Genomic DNA, 18,589 nt, shown 5'->3' on the forward strand with positions numbered 1-18,589 from the left:
CCGCCTATCTGTGAACGCAGAGACAAGGAAGACGCCCATGCCGGACCGTATCGAGAAACTCTGCGTTGCCAAAGGCCTTCGGATGACCGACCAGCGTCGCGTCATTGCCCGGGTCCTGTCTGCGTCGGATGACCATCCCGATGCCGAGGAATTGCACCGCCGTGCGGCCGCTGAGGACTCCCGGATTTCCCTCGCCACGGTCTACCGCACTGTCCGCCTGTTCGAGGAAGCCGGCATAATCGAGCGTCACGACTTCCGCGACGGAAGGTCGCGCTATGAGGAAGTGGGCGACGAGCACCACGACCATCTGATCGACCTGAAATCAGGCGAAGTCGTCGAATTCGTCAATGAAGAGATCGAAGCGCTCCAGGAAGCGATCGCCCGCAAGCTGGGATACAAGCTTGTCGATCACCGCCTCGAGCTTTACGGCGTGCCCCTAAAGAGCGCCGAGGACTAAGCGTCCCGGCCTCCCCGAGGAGCCGCCATGTCTGCCCGCCAGCCCGGCAAGCACGCCTTTATCTTCATTTTTGTCACCGTGTTGATCGACATGATCGGCTTCGGCCTGATCATTCCGGTCATGCCGGACCTGATCGGTGAGCTGACCGGGCTGGAATCGAACCAGGCCGTGGTTCTGGGCGCCTGGCTGATGTCCAGCTATGCGGCGATGCAATTCTTCTTCGCGCCGATCGTCGGCGGTCTGTCGGACCGGTTCGGCCGCAAGCGCGTGCTGCTGGCGGCGCTGGCCGGCTTCACGATCGACTACATGATCATGGGCTTTGCGCCGCATTTCTGGCTGCTGCTGGTCGGGCGCATCCTGGCGGGCATTTTCGGGGCCAGCTATTCCACGGCCAATGCCTATATCGCCGACATCACCCCGCCGGCTGAACGGGCCGGGCGTTTCGGCATGATCGGGGCCGCCTTCGGGATCGGCTTCATCCTGGGACCGGCGATTGGCGGCTTCCTGGGTGATGCCTTCGGTCCGCGCGCGCCCTTCTTCGCGGCGGCCGCCCTGGCCGGGGTGAATTTCGTCTATGGCCTCTTCGTCCTGCCGGAATCCCTGAAGCCGGAAAACCGCCGCAAGTTCGATATCCGCCGCGCCAATCCTTTCGGCTCGCTCTGGCATATGCGCAAGCATCCCGCCGTGCTCATCATGATGGGCTCGGTCTTCCTCATGCTGCTGGGCCACGCCGTCTACCCGGCCATCTGGACCTATTATTCCGAGTTCAAATTCGGCTGGGATGCGGCAGAGCGCGGCCTCTCCCTGATGGCGGTCGGGATATCCTCCGCCGTGGTCCAGGGCGGGCTGACACGCATCCTCGTCCCCAAGCTGGGCGAATGGCGCGCCATCACCCTCTCCCTCATCCTGGGCAGTATCGGCTATCTCGGCTTTGGCTTGGCGACAGAAGGCTGGATGGTCTACGCGGTCATCGCGTTCGGGGCGCTTGGCGGGATCGGACAGCCGGCCCTGCAGGGCGTGATGTCCCGCATCGTGCCGCCCAATGCCCAGGGCGAACTCCAGGGCGCAATGACCGCCTTGCAGAGCCTGTCCATGATCATCGGCCCGCTCACCATGTCGCGTGTCTTTGCCCATTTCTCCGAAGAAGGCAGCGCGGTGACTTTCGCCGGTGCACCTTTCGCCATGGCTTCCATCCTGACGCTGATCGCGCTCGCGATTGCCCTGGGTGCGCGCAAGCATGATCCGGGTCCGGAAGCCGGCGATGATCCGGACCACGTCATGGACACCGCCACGCCGCCGGGTATCGCCAAGGCTGACTAGTCTTGCGGGCCTTGCGCGAAAGCCCCATTTCCATCATAACGCCCGGCTTCCCGGGCAATGACCGGAGAAGGCTGCAAGGACATGCCGCGACTGCGGTTTGGAAGGTTTCATGAGTTCGACGCGCAAACGCCTGTTTATCAAGACCTATGGCTGCCAGATGAATGTCTACGATTCCGAACGGATGCGGGATGTTCTGGCGCCGCTGGGCTATGAGCCGGCGGAAGAGCCGGATGGCGCGGATCTGGTCATTCTCAATACCTGCCACATCCGCGAGAAAGCGGCCGAGAAAGTCTATTCCGAACTGGGCCGCCTGCGCCCGCTGAAGGAAGAGAAGGCGGCCTCCGGCGGCATGACGATTGCGGTGGCTGGCTGTGTGGCCCAGGCCGAGGGCGCGGAAATCATGAAGCGCGCCCCGGTCGTCGATCTCGTCGTCGGTCCGCAGACCTATCACAAGCTCCCCGAACTGATCGCCCAGACCCACCGCGCCCGCGGTGAAGCGCTCGACACGGAATTCGAGGTCGAGGACAAGTTCGACAAGCTGGGCAATGACCGCCAGGTAGACGGCTATACGGCCTTCGTCACGGTCCAGGAAGGCTGCGACAAGTTCTGCACCTTCTGTGTCGTGCCCTATACGCGGGGTGCCGAATGGTCCCGCCCGGTCGACCAGGTCGTCGCGGAAGTCCGTGCCCTGGCCGCCAAGGGCGTGCGCGAAGTGACCCTGCTGGGTCAGAACGTCAACGCCTATCACGGCGAGGCTCCGTCGGGCCGTGAGGCTGACGGTCCCTGGGGGCTGGGCCAGCTGGTCCGTCATCTCGCCCTGATCGGCGGGATCGAGCGCATCCGCTTCACCACCTCGCATCCGCGCGACATGGAGGAGGACCTGATCCAGGCCTTCGCCGACACGCCCAAACTGATGCCCTATTTCCACCTGCCGGTTCAGTCGGGCTCGGACAAGATCCTGAAAGCCATGAACCGCCAGCATACGGCCGAGGAATACCTCGCCATCATCGAACGCCTGCGCGCTGCGCGTCCGGACATCGCCATTTCCGGCGACATGATCGTCGGCTTCCCGGGCGAAACCGACAAGGATTTCGAGGACACGCTGAACCTGGTCCGCCAGGTCAATTACGCCTCCTGTTTCTCCTTCAAGTATTCGCGCCGTCCGGGCACGCCGGGCGCGGCGATGTTCAACCAGATCGACGAGGCGGTGAAAACCGAACGCCTGGCCGTTCTGCAGGACCTGCTGAACCAGCAGCAGATCGCCTTCAATGAAAGCCAGATCGGCCGCACCCTGCCCGTCCTGTTTGAAAAGGCCGGCCGCAAGGATGGCCAGCTGCATGGCCGCTCGCCCTATCTCCAATCCGTCCATGTTGACGGTCCGGCCAGCCTGATCGGCCAGATTGCCGATGTCCGCATCGAGGCGGCTTCGCGCAATGCCCTGACCGGCCAGCTTGTGGACGGGGAGAGGAGCGCCGCGTGACCGCCGCGAAAAACCCGTCCCGCTCCCGCGCGGCCAAGCCGAAACGCCAGGCCTCCGAAACCGTTTTCTTTGATGATGCCGAACGCTTGCGCGGTCTGGCCGGAGCGGGTGACCGTTTCCTGATCATGATCGAGCAGGAGCTGGATGTGCGCCTGTCCGCACCCGGCGGCGGCCAGATCGTGATTTCCGGTGAGGATGTGGCGTCCCGCCATGACGCCAAGCGGGTGATCCGCCGTCTCTATGACAGTCTGGAACACGGTCTGACCTGTGACGAGGCGGCCGTCCGGGCTGCGCTGCGCATGCTCGACCAGGACGAAACCGAGGCCGGACCGGATGATGGGGTGATCCGCGTGCCGCGCGGTTCCAGCCTGATTGCCCGCACGGATGGTCAGCGCGAATACGTGCGCAATCTGAAGAATGACAAGGCCTATGACCTGATCTTCGGTGTCGGTCCGGCCGGGACCGGCAAGACCCTGCTGGCTGTGGCCTATGGCGCCTCGCTTCTGGTCCAGCACAAGGTGGAAAAGCTCATCATCACGCGACCGGCGGTCGAGGCGGGCGAAAAGCTCGGCTTCCTGCCGGGTGATCTGAACGAGAAGGTCGATCCCTATCTCCTGCCGGTCTGGGACGCGCTGGCCGACACGCTGGGCCGCCACCAGCTGGAGAAAATGCGTGAGGATGGCCGGATCGAGGTCGCACCGATCGCCTTCATGCGCGGCCGGACCCTCAATCGCGCCTTTGTTGTTGTCGACGAGGCCCAGAATGCCTCGCGCGCCCAGATGCAGATGGTGCTCACCCGCCTGGGCGAAGGCTCGCGCATGGCCGTGACGGGCGATCCCAGCCAGGTCGATCTGGGTCCGCGCGATCCGTCCGGCCTGCCGCATGCGCTGGACCTGCTGAAGAACACCAAAGGTGTTGCCATCACACGCTTTTCGCGTGTTGATGTGGTCCGGCATGATCTGGTCGCCCGGATCGTGGAAGCCTATGAGGAAGATGCCCGCAGAGCTGCGGGCGGCGCTCGGGACCAATGAACGCAGTCGATCTGATCGTCGAGGATGACGCCTGGAACCAGCTGGACGGCAAGACCGTCCTGGCGGAAACCGCCATTGCGGCGGCCCAGTGCGAGATCGAGGACATTCATCCCGGTGTCGTGGCCGTGCTGCTGACCGGTGATGAGGCTGTCGCCCAGCTCAACAAGAGTTTCCGCAGCAAGGAGGGGCCGACCAATGTCCTCTCCTTTCCGGCCGGTGAGCATGCCGACAATCATCTCGGTGACATCGCCCTGGCCTGGGGTGTGGTTGCGCGCGAGGCTGCCGAGAAACAGATTTCCGTAGATGATCACTTGCGGCACCTGATCGTGCATGGATTCCTGCACCTGCAAGGGTATGATCACCAGGACGATGATGAAGCCGAACAGATGGAAGACCTTGAACGCCGGGCGCTGGCCCGGCTGGGTATCAGCGATCCCTATGCCGAATGACCGAATATGCCCGCACGGGGTGACCCATGGCTGACGCAAATCCCGCCAGTCCGGCCCCGCGCCGTTCCCTGATCGACCGCCTCTTGGGCCGTACCGAAGCCGAACCGGTGGCGGCTCCGGCTCCCGCTGCTCACCATCCCTCCATCGAGGCCGATGCCCTCGACCAATTGCGCGTGGCCGATGTCATGGTGCCGCGTGCGGATATTGTCGGCGTGGAAGTCTCCACACCGCTGGGGGAATTGGCCAAGATCTTCGCCGAAGCGGCCCATTCGCGTCTGCCCATCTACCGGGAAACGCTGGATGACCCGGTCGGTGTGGTGCACATCAAGGATGTGGTCGCCCATCTGGCGCCGCCGGCTTCGGGCCGTCGCCCCGCCGGTTGGCTGACCAAGGAAGTCCTGCCCTCGATCGCGCGCCCGCTCCTGTTCGCCCCGCCTTCCATGAAGGCGACGGATCTGCTGCGCCGCATGCAGGGCCGGCGCATGCACCTCGCTCTCGTCGTCGACGAATATGGTGGCACGGATGGTCTGGTGACGCTGGAAGACCTGATCGAGCCCATCGTCGGGGATATCGAGGACGAGCATGATGATGAGGATTCGCCCCTGATCCGCGCCCGCGGTCCGGGCGTGTGGGATGTCGATGCCCGTGCCGAGATCGATGTTTTCGAAGGCGTGGTGGGCGAGGAGATCGCCGCCGAGGATGAAGACGAGGATGTCGACAGCCTGGGCGGCCTGGTCTTCACCCTGATCGGCCGTGTGCCGGAACGCGGTGAAGTCATCGGCCATCCCACGGGCTATGAATTCGAAGTCCTGGAAGCGGATAGCCGCCGCATCAAGCGCATGCGGGTCCGGGCCCCGTCGAAAAAGCCCAAAGCGCCTGCGCCGGGTGAGGAGTCCGCTGAAGAAGGCGGAGCCGGACCGGCATCATGAATTGGCGCCGCCTTTCCGTCATGCGTCCGCGGGCCTGGCTCGCGGCGCGGCGCAGTTGGCGCCATCGGCTCTACCTGGTCCTGGCGGGTGCGGTTTCGGCCCTGTCCATGGCCCCGCTCCACTTCTGGCCGGCCCTCATGGCCGGTCTTTGCCTTCTCCTGTGGAGCTTCGACGGCGCCCGCCGCACAAACCGCCCGCTTCGCTCCGCCCTGATGCGCGGCTTCCTCTTCGGTTTCGGCTTCTTCCTGGCCGGGACGTTCTGGATCGCCTTTGCCTTTTTCACGCGCGGGCCGGGCTATGGTGCGCTGGTCCCCATTGCCCTGCCCGGTTTTGCCGCCCTGCTGGCAATCTTCTGGGGCCTGGCCGGCGTGCTCTATGTCTCGATCGCGCAGCGCTCGGAATGGCGGGTCCTGGTCTTTGCGGCCGTGATCACGCTGAGCGAGGGGCTGCGCGGCCATCTCTTCGGCGGCCTGCCCTGGAATCTGCCCGCCTATACTTGGTCGGCCGGCGGACTGGTCAGCCAGTCAGCAGCCTGGGCCGGGGTCTACGGGCTGACCTTCCTGACGGTGTACATGCTGGCCGCGCCGGCCGTCGCCTTCGGCTCGCGCTTTCGCGTTACCCGTTTCATGCCGCTCATGGCGGCCGGTGCGATGGCCCTGGTCCTGGTCTGTTTCGGGGCGCTGCGCCTGTCGGCCATGCCGGATGCGCTGCAGCCGGATGTCCGCATCCGTCTCGTGGAGGCCGGGCTCAGCCAGGCGGAGAAATGGGGGCCGGAAGGCGGCGAGATCGCCCGCGACCGCTATCTGGAACTGACCGGCGAACCGGGCCTGGACGCTGTGTCGCATGTCGTCTGGCCGGAAGGGGCCCTGCCGATTTTCATGCTGGAGGATGGCGACACGCTCGGCCGGATCGGCGAGGCGCTGGATGGCGGCCAGATCCTGATCGCCGGCGTCAATCGCCGGGCCCGTCTGGAATCCGGAGCGGCCTATTACAATTCCCTCGCCGTGATGCGTTTCGCTTCCGGTTCGCCCCGGGTGGAGGGCCTCTACGACAAGGTCCGGCTGACACCCTTCGGTGAAATGGTACCGATGTCCTGGTTCCTGAGCCTGATCGGGTTTGACGAGTTTACCCGCTATCAGTTCACGCCGGGACCGGCTGCGTCCGTGCTGGAGCTCACTGGCGCACCGCCGATGATGCCCCTGATCTGCTATGAGGCCATATTCCCGGGCTTTGTCCGGGACATGCCGGACCGTCCGGCCTGGCTGCTCAATGTCTCCAATGATGCCTGGTTCGGCGCGACGGCGGGGCCGCAACAGCATTTCAACCAGGCCCGCTACCGTTCCATTGAAACCGGTTTGCCCATGGTGCGATCGGCCTCGCGCGGCGTGTCCGGCGTGGTGGATGCGGCCGGGCGCGCCCGGGTGGAGGTGGCGCCGGACGTCACGGGTGTCACCGATGTGTCCCTGCCGGTGGCGGTCCAGGCCCCGCCCTACATGATCTGGGGGGATTGGCCGGCCTGGCTGGCCAGCCTGATCACGATCGCTGCCGTGCTGTTCCAGCGTCATATCGGCCGGCGCCGGGCCTGATATCGCACCCATGAAACGAATGTGATTATGGACCCACGCCATGGTTGTGGTAGTTTCGTCGGGCTAAGGTCCTTTTGCACAACTGGAATTCGAGGTGTTTCGATGGCCAGACCCAACCCCCGGGGACCCAATCCGATAGATATCCATGTCGGAGCCCGAATCCGCCTGCGGCGGCAATTGCTGAAAATGAGCCAGGAAAAGCTCGGGGACGAGCTGGGCGTGACGTTCCAGCAGGTCCAGAAATATGAGCGCGGTGCCAATCGCGTGGGGGCCAGCCGGCTCTACCGGCTCTCCTGTGTGCTCAATGTCCCGGTCCAGTTCTTCTTTGAAGGGTTGGGCGAGGAAATGGCGCAAACCGGTGTGGCCGAAAACGACCAGACCCCGCTGGTCTATGACTTCATCCAGAGTTCCGATGGCGTTTCCCTGGCCGAGGCCTTTTCGCGCATCCAGGACGCCAAGGTCCGGCGCCGGGTGCTGGAATTGGTGCGCACCCTGGCCAGTGAAGCCGATGAAATGGTGTCCGGCTGAGCCGTCACCGCCGCGCGGGGCTTTTCTTTGGCGGGCCAAACCGCTAGATCGCGCGCATGAATTTGCCGCCTGAAGACCGACCCGAATTCCGCCTCTATGGCCGCTCCCAGGGCAAACCCCTGTCGGCGCGCCAGCAGGGCCTTGTCGACAACCGCCTGCCGGGCATGACCCTGCCGGAGGACGGTCCGATCGATCCGGTCGCCCTGTTTCCGGACCGTTCGGCCCATATCCTGGAAATCGGTTTTGGCGGTGGCGAACATCTGGCCGCCCAGGCCGACCGTCACCGGGATCACGGCTATATCGGGATCGAACCCTTCCTCAATGGTGTCGCCAAGGCGATGACCTATGTCGAGGACAAGGATCTGGACAATGTTCGCCTGTGGCGCGGTGATGCCCGCGAGGCCCTGCCACGCTTCGCCGATGGCACGCTGGACCGGATCTTCCTGCTCTTCCCCGACCCCTGGCACAAGAAGCGCCACGCCAAGCGCCGTTTCGTCCAGCCGAACACGCGCGATGATTTCGCCCGCCTGCTCAAGCCGGGTGGCCAACTGCGGATCGCGACGGATGTGAAATCCTATGCCGACCATTGCATGGCCGAGTTCGAATTCGATGATCGTTTCGTTTGGCAGGCGTCAAAGGCCGATGACTGGCGCATCCCGCCGGCCGACCACATCACCACCCGCTATGAAACCAAGGGGCTGGGTGATTGTGCTCCGGTCTTCATGGACTGGGTGCGGGTCTAGTCACACTCCCCGAAATAGGCGGACCGGTAGTCGGCGTCGAAACAATCCAGCAACCGGTTCACCACAGGCAGATTGTCCGGCTCGGTGACAAAGCCGCGCGGCATGCGGATGCGCGGATTGTCCCGCAGGAATTGCCGCCGGGCGGCTTGTTCTTCCTCAGAGACAGGAATAACAGCCAGCCGGTCCCTTGCATCTTCCAGACCGGCCCGGTCCCGGTTCAGGAAGGCCAGCGTCGCCTCGACATAGAGATTCCAGGTCGGATCGGCGGTTTCGGCGGGTTGGTAGGTGGTTTCCAGCAGTGGGATCGCGGCGGAATAGTCCTCGGCAAAGCCCAGCGATTGACCGGCATGCCAGCGCATCAGGCGGACATGGCCGTCACTGAGGCTGTAATCCGTGTGCTCGATATAGGCCAGGATCAGACCGGCGGCGGCCTCATGGCATCCGCGATCCCCGATCGGCCGCCAGCCGCCGGAGAAATCCTGGTCAAAGGCACGCGGGTCGAGGGCCAGCAGGGTGTTGGTTTCATCCGCATCCACATCGCAGGCGATCAGCGCGGCCTGTGTCGGCTCGGGCAGGCTGTCGAACGGATCTTCGGCCACGGCAGTGGGCGCCATCACCAGAGCGGAGGCCAGCACGGCGGCAGTTGAGATCGGTTTCATTAAATTAAGTCCCCTTTTCACGCATCCTAGCGGGGGAATTGTGGGCGTCGACTTACGCTTTGGTAGGGGCTGGCTGCGTCCGGGGCTCACTGATCGCCGTCTTGCCTTGACGCCCAATCCGGCGTATAAGCGCCGCATTACATGTTCGATCGCATCGGATGATGCTTTCGAGCGGTCGCTTTCGGCGGCCGCTCTTTTTGTTGGAAAAACGGGCCCAGACGCTTTGAAAACCAAGACGCCTCAGGACGATCGCATTCTGGCACTCGCCGAACCCGTGGCCGAAGATCTCGGCCTGGAAATCGTGCGGGTCCGCGTGATGTCGGGCAAGAAGACGCGCCTGCAGATCATGACCGACCGTCTCGATGGTGTCGGCGTGGATGTGGATGATTGTGCTCGCCTTTCCCGCGCCTTGTCCGATGTGCTTGAAGTCGAGGACCCGATTTCCGGCGAGTATGATCTGGAAATTTCCTCCCCCGGTATCGACCGCCCGCTCACCGCGCTGGCGCATTTCGATCGCTGGGAAGGCTATGAAGTCCGGATCGAGCTGGACCGTCTCGCTGAGGGGCGTAAACGGTTCAAGGGAATTCTGGCCGGCACCGAGGACGGCAATGTCCTGCTCGACATGGAAGGCGAGGAAGACACCACGCTTATCCCGTTCGACTGGATCGCCGAAGCCAAACTGGTTTTGACAGACGCCTTGATCGAGGCGGATTTGAAAGCGCGAGGCGGTTCCGCCCCGACGCAGACTGAAGGAGACGAATGATGTCGCTCTATGCTTTTGAAGGAATTGCCCGATGAGCATCGGTGTAAGTGCCAACCGGCTCGAATTGCTGCAGATCGCCCGTGCGGTCGCCGCCGAGAAATCGATCGACGAAACCATCGTCATCGAGGCCATCGAAGAGGCGATCCAGAAGGCTGCGCGTTCGCGCTATGGTGCCGAAAACGACATCCGCGCCAAGATCGACCCGAAGACGGGCGAGCTGTCGCTGACCCGTAACATGACGGTCGTGGAAGAGGTCGAGAACGAGAGCCAGGAGCTCACGCTGGACCAGGCCAAGAAGATTGATCCGTCTGCCGAAATCGGCACGGTCTTCTCCGATGAACTGCCGCCGATCGAATTCGGTCGTGTCGCCTCGCAGACGGCCAAACAGGTCATCACGCAGAAGGTTCGCGAAGCCGAGCGCCAGCGCCAGTTCGACGAGTACAAGGATCGTGTTGGCGAGATCGTCAATGGCATCGTCAAGCGCGTCGAATACGGCAATGTGATCATCGATCTGGGCCGCGCCGAAGGCATTATCCGCCGCGCTGACGGCATTCCGCGGGAAAACCTGCAGAACAATGAGCGCGTCCGCGCCTACATCTATGATGTGCGTGAGGAAGTCCGCGGTCCGCAGATCTTCCTGTCCCGTGCCCATCCGGACTTCATGGCTGCCCTGTTCGCGCAGGAAGTGCCGGAAGTCTATGAAGGCATTATCGAGATCCCGTCCGTGGCCCGTGACCCGGGTTCGCGCGCCAAGATTGCCGTGATCTCCAATGACGGTTCCATCGACCCGGTCGGTGCCTGTGTCGGTATGCGCGGTTCGCGTGTGCAGGCCGTGGTGTCCGAACTGGCCGGTGAAAAGATCGACATCATTCCGTGGTCCGACGATCCGGCCACCTTCATCGTCAATGCGCTGCAGCCGGCGGAAGTCGCCAAGGTCGTGCTGGACGAGGAAGACCAGCGGATCGAAGTCGTGGTGCCGGACGAGCAGCTGTCGCTCGCCATCGGCCGTCGCGGCCAGAATGTCCGCCTCGCTTCGCAGCTCACGGGCTGGTCGATCGACATCCTGACCGAGGAAGAAGAGTCCGAGCGCCGTCAGAAAGAATTCGCCGAGCGCACCCAGCTCTTCATCGCGGCTCTTGATGTTGACGAGGTGATTGCCCAGCTCTTGGCTACCGAAGGCTTCACCGATGTTGAAGAGATCGCCTATGTCGATCTCGGCGAGATCGCTGTGATCGAAGGCTTCGACGAAGACACGGCCGAGGAAATCCAGGCGCGTGCGCGCGATTATCTGGAGCGCCTCGCCGCTGAACAGGACGCCAAGCGCAAGGAGCTCGGTGTCGAAGATGCCGTGCTTGAAGTCGAAGGTGTCGACCTCGCCATGGCCGTCAAGCTGGGTGAGAACGACGTCAAGACCGTCGACGATCTGGCCGGCCTGGTGACGGACGATTTGCGTGGCTGGTTCGAAACCAAGAATGGCGAGCGTGTGCGTGAGCCGGGCATTCTGGAAGAATTCAATCTTTCCGCAGAAGATGCCGAAATGATGATCATGCGGGCCCGGGTTTCGGCCGGCTGGATTTCCGAGGAAGACCTGCCGCAGCCGGAAGTCGAAGAGGTCGAAATGGAGGCCGAGGGCGAGGACGAGTTCGACGTGTCGAACATGGACCTGGCTGCCCTTGAAGCCGAAGCCGAAGCTCTGGGTCTGGACCTGGATGAAGCGGCCGAGGCGGAGAAGGAGGCCGACTGACGTCGGGCTCAGGATGAAAAAGGACCGCGAACGGCGCTGTGTCGCCACGGGTGAGGTCGGCGAGGAAGCTGATCTCATCCGGATCGCCCTGGGTCCGGACAATGCGATCGTGCCGGACCTGGCCGCTCGCTTGCCGGGCCGCGGGGCCTGGGTCGGCGCCCAACGGGCGCTGATCGACCAGGCGGTCAAGAAGAAGGCTTTCAACCGGGCTTTCGGAGGCCCGGTCGATGTGCCGGATGATTTTTCGGGGCAGATCGAAGCCCTGTTGGCCCAGCGCGCCCTGAACCTGATCGGTCTGGCGCGACGGGCCGGAGAGCTTGCCGCCGGCCAGGATGCCGTGCGGCTGGCGATGAAGGCGACGCGGCCGGCCTGGCGTATCGAGGCCAGCGACGCGGCGCCGGACGGCCGGTCGAAGCTCGACCGGTTGGCCAAGGCGGCCTGGGGCGACACTGTCCCGGTTGCTGGATGTTTTCTGGCCGAGGAAATCGGCCAGGCGCTCGGGCGCGGACCCACGGTCCACGCCAGCATGTCGGAGGGCTCGCAGGCGCGGGCTTTCTCGGTGGTGATGCGGAAACTCTCCGGTTTCCGTGTCCTCGATCCGGCCGGCATGGATGGGCGGCAAGATGCGGAATGAACCGCGCAAGCGGTTGCGTCCGGTGCGGAGCTGGCTAGTTTAGCGAGCCTTCGAACCGGGTGACAGGTTTGAACAGTGCGCCTTTCCGGCATTCGGCTACCGGGAAGAAGCGTGGAACGAAGCCGATTTTGGAAGGCTCGTATGAGCGACGCAGACGACAACAAGTCCGGCCGCCGGCCGCTGTCTTTGAAACGATCCGGTCCGGGCACCGTGCAGCAGAGTTTTGCGCGCGGCCGTTCCAAGGCCGTGGTGGTGGAGAAGAAGCGCAAGCGCGTGGCGACTCCGGGCAAGGACGGGACTCCGGCCGCCGGCAAGGCGGGTGCAGCGGGCGGCAAGGGCGGCGAAAGCGCCTTGGCGGCCAAGGCACGTCAGCTGGGTCTGTCCGAAGAGGAATTGGTTGCCCGTCAGCGCGCGATTGCCCGGGCCCGGGCAGAGGCGGCTGACCGCGAAGCCAAGCAAAAAGAAGAGGCCGAGGCCCGCGCCCAGCGCGCTGCGGATGAGCGCCGCCAGCTGGAAGAACAGCGCGAGCGCGAAGCCCGTGAGGCCGAGGACGAAAAACGCCGCAAGGCTGAAGACGAAGCGCGTCGCGTCGCTGAGGAAAATGCGGCACGTGCAGCGCAAGAGGCCGAAGTTGCTCGCCGCAGCGATGACGAGCCCCGCCGCAAGGCGCCGCCGGCCAAGGAAGAGCCGCGCCGCGAGAAAGCCAGTGATGCCGATGACGCCGCCTCTGCGCTGGAAGCCATGGGTGGCCGGGTCAAGCGCAAGGGTGGAGCCGGCGGTTCCGCTCCGGCCAAGGCCCAGCCGGCCCGTGCCAAGACGGACAATCGGCGCCGCGGCAAGCTGACCATCCAGAACATCCTGGACGGTGACGAGGAGCGTCAACGTTCGCTCGCCTCTGTGCGCCGCGCCCGCGAACGCGAAAAGCAGCGCCGCCAGGATACGACGGGCGGCCGTGACAAATTCCAGCGCGAAGTCGTTGTGCCGGAAGCCATTACCGTTTCCGACCTGGCCAACCGTATGGCGGAACGGGCTGTCGACGTCGTCAAATACCTCATGAAGCAGGGCCAGATGGTCCGCATGAATGATGTGCTCGATGCGGATACGGCTGAGCTCGTCGTCGAGGAATTCGGCCACATCATCAAGCGTGTGTCTGAGGCAGACGTCGAGGAAGGCTTCATCACGGATGATGATCCGGTTGAAAATCAGGTCTCCCGCGCGCCGGTCGTGGCCGTCATGGGCCATGTTGACCACGGCAAGACCTCGCTGCTCGACGCGCTGCGCTCGTCCGACGTGGCGTCGGGTGAAGCCGGTGGCATCACCCAGCATATTGGTGCCTACCAGATCCAGGTGAAGACCGGTGACAAGATCACCTTCCTGGATACGCCGGGCCACGCAGCCTTCTCGGCCATGCGTTCGCGTGGTGCCGAGGCGACCGATATCGTGATCCTGGTCGTTGCTGCGGATGACTCGGTCATGCCGCAGACGATTGAAGCCATCAATCATGCCAAGGCGGCCGGTACGCCGATCATCGTGGCTGTGAACAAGTGCGACAAGCCGGGTGCCGATCCGAACAAGGTGCTCACCGACCTTCTCCAGCATGAGATCGTCGTGGAAGCCATGTCCGGTGATGTTCAGTCCGTGAACGTTTCCGCCAAGAAGCGCGAAGGCCTGGACGAATTGCTCGAAGCCATCTCGCTGCAGGCCGAACTGCTTGACCTGAAAGCCAATCCGGACCGCGAAGCGGACGGCATCGTGATCGAGAGCCAGGTCGACAAGGGGCGCGGCCCGGTCGCCACCGTTCTGGTCCGTCGCGGTACGCTGAAGCGCGGTGACATTGTTGTCGCTGGCGCCCAGTGGGGCCGTGTCCGTGCGCTCGTCAATGAGCGCGGCCAGCAGCTCGACAAGGCCGAACCGTCGGTTCCGGCCGAGCTCCTGGGCCTGGATGGCGCACCGGAGCCGGGTGAAGTCTTCGCCGTGGTGGAGAATGAGGCCCGTGCCCGCGAGATCGCCGATTATCGTCAGCGCAAGGAGCGTGATGCCGGGGCCTTGGCCAGCGGCGGTGCGTCTCTGGAGCAGATGATGGCGCGCCTCAAGCAGGACGAGACCAAGGAATTGCCGCTGCTGATCAAGTCCGACGTTCAGGGCTCGGCCGAGGCGATCAAGCAGTCTCTGGAGCAGATCGGCAATGAGGAAGTGCGCGCTCGCGTCATTCATGCCGCTCCGGGCGGTATCAATGAAAGTGACGTCCTGCTGGCGAAGTCCTCGGGTGCCCCGATCTTTGCCTTCAACGTCCGCGCCAACAAGCAGGCCCGTGAAATGGCCGAGCGTGAAGGCGTCGAGATCCGCTACTACTCCGTGATCTATGATGTGATCGATGATGTGCGGAACACGATCGAGGGCATGCTCTCGCCGGAGAAGCGCGAAGATTTCATCGGCTACGCCGAAATCCTCGAAGTCTTCAACATCACCAAGGTCGGCAAGGTCGGCGGTTGCCGCGTGACCGAAGGCGTGGTGAAGCGCGGTTGTGGCGTGCGCCTGCTGCGCGACGACACGGTGATCCACGAGGGCAAGCTGAAGACGCTGAAGCGCTTCAAGGATGAGGTTTCGGAAGTGAAGTCCGGGACAGAATGCGGCATGGCCTTCGAGCGTTACGAAGACATCCAGCCTGGCGACATGATCGAATGTTTCGAGGTCGTCGAAGTGGCTCGCAAGTTGGAAGACTGATCCGGCAGGTCAAATGGACAAAGGGCGGCTCTCGGGCCGCCCTTTTTCATGAAGGTCAGGGTGCCGCGGTAACTTCGCGCATCCCGTCATAATCCGTGTAGTCCCGGTGTTCGGTCACCTCCCCGTCCTCGATGGTCACAATCGTGATGATCGGGAATTGGTAGACGCGCTCACCCTCCGGTGTGGCGTAGACCACATTGGACACGCCTTCATAAACGAAGCGGCCTGACGCATTGAAGCTGCGGTCCAGCGTGTAGGTCATGCGGGCCGTGCCCCAGCTGCGCAGACCGGCAATGATGGCGTCCGGGCCTTCCCAGTGGATGGGCGGTGTGATTGGCAGGACATCGCCAGAGGTCGGGTCCAGGAAGACCGCATCATCGGCATAGAGCGTTTGCAGCAGGTCCAGGTCCTGTTCCTGATACGCTTGCATATAGGTTTCGGCGATCTGGTGGGTCTCGCTTGATGTGTCCGTGATACCGGACTGGACCAGGGCCAGTGTGGTCAGAATGGCAATCATGGTGTTCTCCCCTCAATCAGGTCAGGATTAGGCGAAGGGCGCCGCCAAGGCACTTCACGCTTGCGAGAGCTAGGCCTTGCTATTGTCCGCTGGTCGGCGTACATCCCGCGCCCCGCTTTGAAGACCCAGAGAATGGAGGCCGTCATGGCCCGGCAGCATCGCAATGAATCCAAAGGCCCTTCCCAGCGCCAACTGCGCGCCGGCGAACTGGTACGCCATGCTCTGGTCGACATTCTCGCCCGCGAGGAGATGCGTGATCCCGACCTAGAAGGTGTGCTGATTTCTGTCACTGAAGTGCGGCCCAGCCCCGATTTGCGCCAGGCCAAGGTCTATGTCGCACCGCTCGGCAAGGGTGATCAGACCAAGGTCGCCGCAGCGCTCAACCGCGCCGCCAGCTTTTTGCGCGGGCGTCTGGGTCGCGAAATCGACATGAAGTTCACGCCCGAACTCCACTTCCATCCGGACAATAGTTTCGACACGGCCAGCCATGTCGATGCACTTCTTCGACGTCCCCAGGTCCAGCGTGATCTGGACCATGATGACGAGGAATAGGCCCAGCTAGTTCCCGGCTTCGGTTGGGAGCGGCGGGAGATCGGTTCGGTTCAGAACAAGCGGGCGGCTGTTATCATCCGTCACGCGTTCGCCTGTGATGCGATGGACCCGGCCTGCCATGTCCCGCTCCAGAACCAGCAAGGCACCGGTTCGGCGCCAGAAAAACCGGTCGGTGGCGACGGGCGTGAGATAGTCTTGCCGGCCGGATGCTGGCAGGTGGATGTCCAGCCCGCCTTCGACTTGAAGAATCTCGATTTCACCAAGGACCATACTGTTGTAGACGCCTGCCGCTTCAAGATGCTCAGGCGTGAGAGCTGCCGTGTCGGGCCGGACAGGGAGCGAGACTGCCTCATTGAAGATGAGGTCCGTCAGCACGCGCTCCAGGGATGCGGCGGGATAGGACTCGATATTGACCGCATAGGCGAGCACAAACTCGCCCGGTGAGATCGAAATGATGCCGGTCTGAAAGCCGGGCGTATGGGCTGCTACGGAATAGACGGCCTGGCTCTCGCGCAAGCCGACTTGCCATCCCGCTTCCATCTGCCCATCCGGCCGAAACAGGTCGATCCGCCGTTGCCGGACAGCCTGTCCAAGCCGCAGGAGATCCGGGGCGGTTGTGTAGAGACCGTCATGGCCTTTGAGAATGACCGGATCCGGCGTCCGGCGAAGGTCAAGCGGACGCGGCCCGGCTTCATAGCCCCGGGCCAGGTCGGGCAGGTCACGGTGCTGATTCAGGACAAGGCTGTCATCCAGACCCAGGGGTCCCAGCCATTGTGACGCGATCAGGGTTTCAAAACGGGCCCCGCGGGCCATTTCGATCAAGCGTGCAAGGACCGCCTGGTTAAGTCCCGCCTGATCCGCCTGTGCCGCTTCTGCGGGTAGCCAGCTCAGGTGCATCGCATCCCCAGGGGCAATCGCGCCGGTGCTGTGGATCAGATCGTTTACGGTCAGGCTGGCCGCACCTGGCAGTTCCGGCAGATAACGGGAAACCGGTGCATCGAGATCCAGCTGTCCCGTCTCGATCAGGCGCTCCGTCAGAGCGTGAAGGAAGGTTTGCGTGATGCCGCCTGCCGGAAAGCGGGTCCGGTCTGTGAAGCGCGCGCCCGTCTCCCAGTCGGCATAACCCAGCGCGACCTGCTGTATGGGGCCATCTCCGGTCCGGAAAACGATGATGCCCGACACGTCACGGGCTTCAGCCAGGCCGCCCAGGCTGGATTCAATCCTTGCCGCCAGTGTGGAGGGATCAATCTGGGCCGCGGCCGAAAGCGTTCCGAGGCACCAGAGAAGGATGAGAAGGGCACTGGAGCGCATGAAATGCATGGTTTGACCGGACGCAGGAGGAGATTTCCGGAGAGACTAGGACAATCCCCGGCCGGCTTCGAGGGGGTCGCATGGGGAAATCCCATGCCGCAGCTTGTTGCTTGCAGGTTGGGCAGAGCTGGTCTATCAGCCCGCGCTTTCACGACCGGGTCCGAACCCCGGCGAGAGAGAAGGAGATTTCCATGGGCCGTCGCAAGAAGGGCGAGGACATCCACGGTTGGGTGATCCTGGACAAGCCGCTCGACATGACATCGACACAGGCCGTCTCGGCCGTTCGCCGCATCTTCAATGCCCGCAAAGCCGGACATGCCGGCACGCTCGATCCGCTAGCATCCGGTATCCTGCCGATAGCGCTCGGAGAAGCGACCAAGACCGTCCCTTTCGCGATGGATGGCGACAAGGTCTACCGCTTTACCGTGAAGTGGGGTGAGCGCACGGACACGCTGGACGCAGAGGGTGAAATCATTGCGACGTCCGAGGTTCGCCCCGATCGCGCAGCCATCGAGGCCGTGCTCGGCGACTTCATTGGTGAAATCCAGCAAATTCCCCCGGCCTATTCCGCGATCAAGGTGGACGGGGAGCGGGCCTATGATCTGGCCCGGGACGGCGAGGAGTTCGAGCTGGACGCCCGTACCGTCCAGATTGATGCATTGCGTCTTCTTGATTGTCCGACCGCCGACATGGCGGTGTTGGAAATGCAATGCGGCAAGGGGACGTATGTGCGTTCCCTGGCGCGCGATCTCGCCCAAGCGCTTGGAACGGAAGGCCATGTTGCAGCCTTGCGGCGGATCCGCGTTGGCGGGTTCGCGGAAGCAGAATCCACAAGACTGGACGAGTTGAAAGAAATGGCCCATAAGGGCGCCGCTTCGGAAGCTCTGCTCCCGGTTCAGACCGCGCTGGACGACATCCCGGCACTGGCCGTGACTGAGGAGGAAGCCTTCCACTTGAAGCAAGGACGACCGATCGTCCTGCTCCCGCGTCAGGCGCAAGAGCTGAAATCGCAGCGACGTCCGCTTTTCATAGCGGATCGGGACTGCAGTTTTTCGGCCTTGGCAGTTTGCGAGGACAAGGCAGTGGCAATCGGCGACGCCCGGGCCGGACGGTTCCAGCCCTGGCGTGTTTTCAACCTGACCCCGTAAGGGGCGACAAAGAG

The 18,589-nt window shown here is 63.4% G+C and carries 18 protein-coding genes; 15 read left to right on the forward strand and 3 right to left on the reverse strand.

From position 1 onward, the window contains the following. The first annotated feature begins 37 nt into the window (after positions 1-37). The 9 genes from I0K07_RS02890 to trmB all read left to right on the forward strand — a co-directional run bounded on the left by I0K07_RS02890 (position 38) and on the right by trmB (position 8,523). The gene (locus I0K07_RS02890) at positions 38-457 is read left to right on the forward strand and encodes a Fur family transcriptional regulator (RefSeq protein WP_138510921.1); all 420 of its coding nucleotides are present in this window, start codon (positions 38-40) and stop codon (positions 455-457) included. Positions 458-484: 27 nt separating this feature from the next. Next, positions 485-1,777: a TCR/Tet family MFS transporter gene (locus I0K07_RS02895; RefSeq protein ID WP_203291163.1), complete on the forward strand. Its 1,293-nt coding sequence runs from the start codon at positions 485-487 to the stop codon at positions 1,775-1,777. Between the two features lie 109 nt (positions 1,778-1,886). After that, on the forward strand, positions 1,887-3,257 hold the full coding sequence (gene miaB / locus I0K07_RS02900) for a tRNA (N6-isopentenyl adenosine(37)-C2)-methylthiotransferase MiaB (protein WP_203291164.1): 1,371 nt from the start codon (positions 1,887-1,889) through the stop codon (positions 3,255-3,257). Further along, a complete protein-coding gene (locus I0K07_RS02905) occupies positions 3,254-4,288 on the forward strand; it encodes a PhoH family protein (RefSeq protein ID WP_203291165.1) in 1,035 nt (344 codons plus the stop codon). Before miaB ends, I0K07_RS02905 begins: the two co-directional genes overlap by 4 nt. Continuing rightward, complete coding sequence (gene ybeY, locus I0K07_RS02910; protein WP_203291166.1) at positions 4,285-4,737, forward strand: rRNA maturation RNase YbeY; 453 nt, start codon at positions 4,285-4,287, stop codon at positions 4,735-4,737. The genes I0K07_RS02905 and ybeY overlap by 4 nt, the downstream gene beginning before the upstream one ends. Positions 4,738-4,763: 26 nt before the next feature. Next, positions 4,764-5,666: a transporter associated domain-containing protein gene (locus tag I0K07_RS02915; protein WP_203291167.1), complete on the forward strand. Its 903-nt coding sequence runs from the start codon at positions 4,764-4,766 to the stop codon at positions 5,664-5,666. Further along, a complete protein-coding gene (gene lnt, locus I0K07_RS02920) occupies positions 5,663-7,252 on the forward strand; it encodes an apolipoprotein N-acyltransferase (protein WP_203291168.1) in 1,590 nt (529 codons plus the stop codon). The genes I0K07_RS02915 and lnt overlap by 4 nt, the downstream gene beginning before the upstream one ends. Positions 7,253-7,354: 102 nt before the next feature. Further along, entirely contained in the window at positions 7,355-7,780 is a 426-nt protein-coding gene (locus I0K07_RS02925) for a helix-turn-helix domain-containing protein (RefSeq protein WP_203291169.1), read from the forward strand. 56 nt (positions 7,781-7,836) lie between these two features. Next, on the forward strand, positions 7,837-8,523 hold the full coding sequence (gene trmB, locus I0K07_RS02930) for a tRNA (guanosine(46)-N7)-methyltransferase TrmB (protein ID WP_203291170.1): 687 nt from the start codon (positions 7,837-7,839) through the stop codon (positions 8,521-8,523). On the opposite strand, the gene I0K07_RS02935 is transcribed toward trmB, so the two are convergent. Continuing rightward, positions 8,520-9,182, reverse strand: coding sequence for a hypothetical protein (locus I0K07_RS02935; protein ID WP_203291171.1), 663 nt, complete (start codon positions 9,180-9,182; stop codon positions 8,520-8,522). The genes trmB and I0K07_RS02935 overlap by 4 nt on opposite strands. 223 nt (positions 9,183-9,405) lie before the next feature. Here I0K07_RS02935 and rimP point away from each other — a divergent pair, with 223 nt between their 5' ends. The 4 genes from rimP to infB all read left to right on the forward strand — a co-directional run bounded on the left by rimP (position 9,406) and on the right by infB (position 15,047). Next, entirely contained in the window at positions 9,406-9,945 is a 540-nt protein-coding gene (rimP, locus tag I0K07_RS02940) for a ribosome maturation factor RimP (protein ID WP_203291172.1), read from the forward strand. 31 nt (positions 9,946-9,976) lie between these two features. Next, positions 9,977-11,689, forward strand: a complete 1,713-nt coding sequence (nusA, locus tag I0K07_RS02945; protein ID WP_203291173.1) for a transcription termination factor NusA — start codon at positions 9,977-9,979, stop codon at positions 11,687-11,689. A gap of 13 nt (positions 11,690-11,702) precedes the next feature. After that, positions 11,703-12,323 carry an RNA-binding protein gene (locus I0K07_RS02950; RefSeq protein WP_203291174.1) on the forward strand — a complete coding sequence of 207 codons (621 nt, stop codon included), beginning with the start codon at positions 11,703-11,705 and terminating at the stop codon, positions 12,321-12,323. 141 nt (positions 12,324-12,464) lie between these two features. Beyond that, complete coding sequence (gene infB / locus I0K07_RS02955) at positions 12,465-15,047, forward strand: translation initiation factor IF-2 (RefSeq protein WP_203291175.1); 2,583 nt, start codon at positions 12,465-12,467, stop codon at positions 15,045-15,047. Between the two features lie 55 nt (positions 15,048-15,102). On the opposite strand, the gene I0K07_RS02960 is transcribed toward infB, so the two are convergent. Continuing rightward, a complete protein-coding gene (locus tag I0K07_RS02960; protein WP_203291176.1) occupies positions 15,103-15,564 on the reverse strand; it encodes a nuclear transport factor 2 family protein in 462 nt (153 codons plus the stop codon). 144 nt (positions 15,565-15,708) lie between these two features. Between I0K07_RS02960 and rbfA the strand changes: the two genes are divergently transcribed. Continuing rightward, the gene (rbfA, locus tag I0K07_RS02965) at positions 15,709-16,116 is read left to right on the forward strand and encodes a 30S ribosome-binding factor RbfA (RefSeq protein WP_203291177.1); all 408 of its coding nucleotides are present in this window, start codon (positions 15,709-15,711) and stop codon (positions 16,114-16,116) included. A 6-nt stretch (positions 16,117-16,122) separates the two neighbouring features. On the opposite strand, the gene I0K07_RS02970 is transcribed toward rbfA, so the two are convergent. Beyond that, positions 16,123-17,436, reverse strand: coding sequence for a serine hydrolase domain-containing protein (locus tag I0K07_RS02970; protein WP_203291178.1), 1,314 nt, complete (start codon positions 17,434-17,436; stop codon positions 16,123-16,125). A 182-nt stretch (positions 17,437-17,618) separates the two neighbouring features. Between I0K07_RS02970 and truB the strand changes: the two genes are divergently transcribed. Next, entirely contained in the window at positions 17,619-18,575 is a 957-nt protein-coding gene (gene truB / locus I0K07_RS02975) for a tRNA pseudouridine(55) synthase TruB (protein ID WP_203291179.1), read from the forward strand. Positions 18,576-18,589 lie beyond the last annotated feature (14 nt).

The organism is Maricaulis parjimensis (assembly GCF_016817355.1).
Lineage (GTDB): Bacteria > Pseudomonadota > Alphaproteobacteria > Caulobacterales > Maricaulaceae > Maricaulis > Maricaulis parjimensis.

Coding starts and splice junctions, on each gene's coding strand:
- I0K07_RS02890 (WP_138510921.1), top strand. CDS start 38: ATGCCGGACCGTATCGAGAAACTCTGCGTTGCCAAAGGCCTTCGGATG.
- I0K07_RS02895 (WP_203291163.1), top strand. CDS start 485: ATGTCTGCCCGCCAGCCCGGCAAGCACGCCTTTATCTTCATTTTTGTC.
- miaB (WP_203291164.1), top strand. CDS start 1,887: ATGAGTTCGACGCGCAAACGCCTGTTTATCAAGACCTATGGCTGCCAG.
- ybeY (WP_203291166.1), top strand. CDS start 4,285: ATGAACGCAGTCGATCTGATCGTCGAGGATGACGCCTGGAACCAGCTG.
- I0K07_RS02915 (WP_203291167.1), top strand. CDS start 4,764: ATGGCTGACGCAAATCCCGCCAGTCCGGCCCCGCGCCGTTCCCTGATC.
- lnt (WP_203291168.1), top strand. CDS start 5,663: ATGAATTGGCGCCGCCTTTCCGTCATGCGTCCGCGGGCCTGGCTCGCG.
- I0K07_RS02925 (WP_203291169.1), top strand. CDS start 7,355: ATGGCCAGACCCAACCCCCGGGGACCCAATCCGATAGATATCCATGTC.
- trmB (WP_203291170.1), top strand. CDS start 7,837: ATGAATTTGCCGCCTGAAGACCGACCCGAATTCCGCCTCTATGGCCGC.
- I0K07_RS02935 (WP_203291171.1), bottom strand. CDS start 9,182: ATGAAACCGATCTCAACTGCCGCCGTGCTGGCCTCCGCTCTGGTGATG.
- nusA (WP_203291173.1), top strand. CDS start 9,977: ATGAGCATCGGTGTAAGTGCCAACCGGCTCGAATTGCTGCAGATCGCC.
- I0K07_RS02950 (WP_203291174.1), top strand. CDS start 11,703: ATGAAAAAGGACCGCGAACGGCGCTGTGTCGCCACGGGTGAGGTCGGC.
- infB (WP_203291175.1), top strand. CDS start 12,465: ATGAGCGACGCAGACGACAACAAGTCCGGCCGCCGGCCGCTGTCTTTG.
- I0K07_RS02960 (WP_203291176.1), bottom strand. CDS start 15,564: ATGATTGCCATTCTGACCACACTGGCCCTGGTCCAGTCCGGTATCACG.
- rbfA (WP_203291177.1), top strand. CDS start 15,709: ATGGCCCGGCAGCATCGCAATGAATCCAAAGGCCCTTCCCAGCGCCAA.
- I0K07_RS02970 (WP_203291178.1), bottom strand. CDS start 17,436: ATGCATTTCATGCGCTCCAGTGCCCTTCTCATCCTTCTCTGGTGCCTC.
- truB (WP_203291179.1), top strand. CDS start 17,619: ATGGGCCGTCGCAAGAAGGGCGAGGACATCCACGGTTGGGTGATCCTG.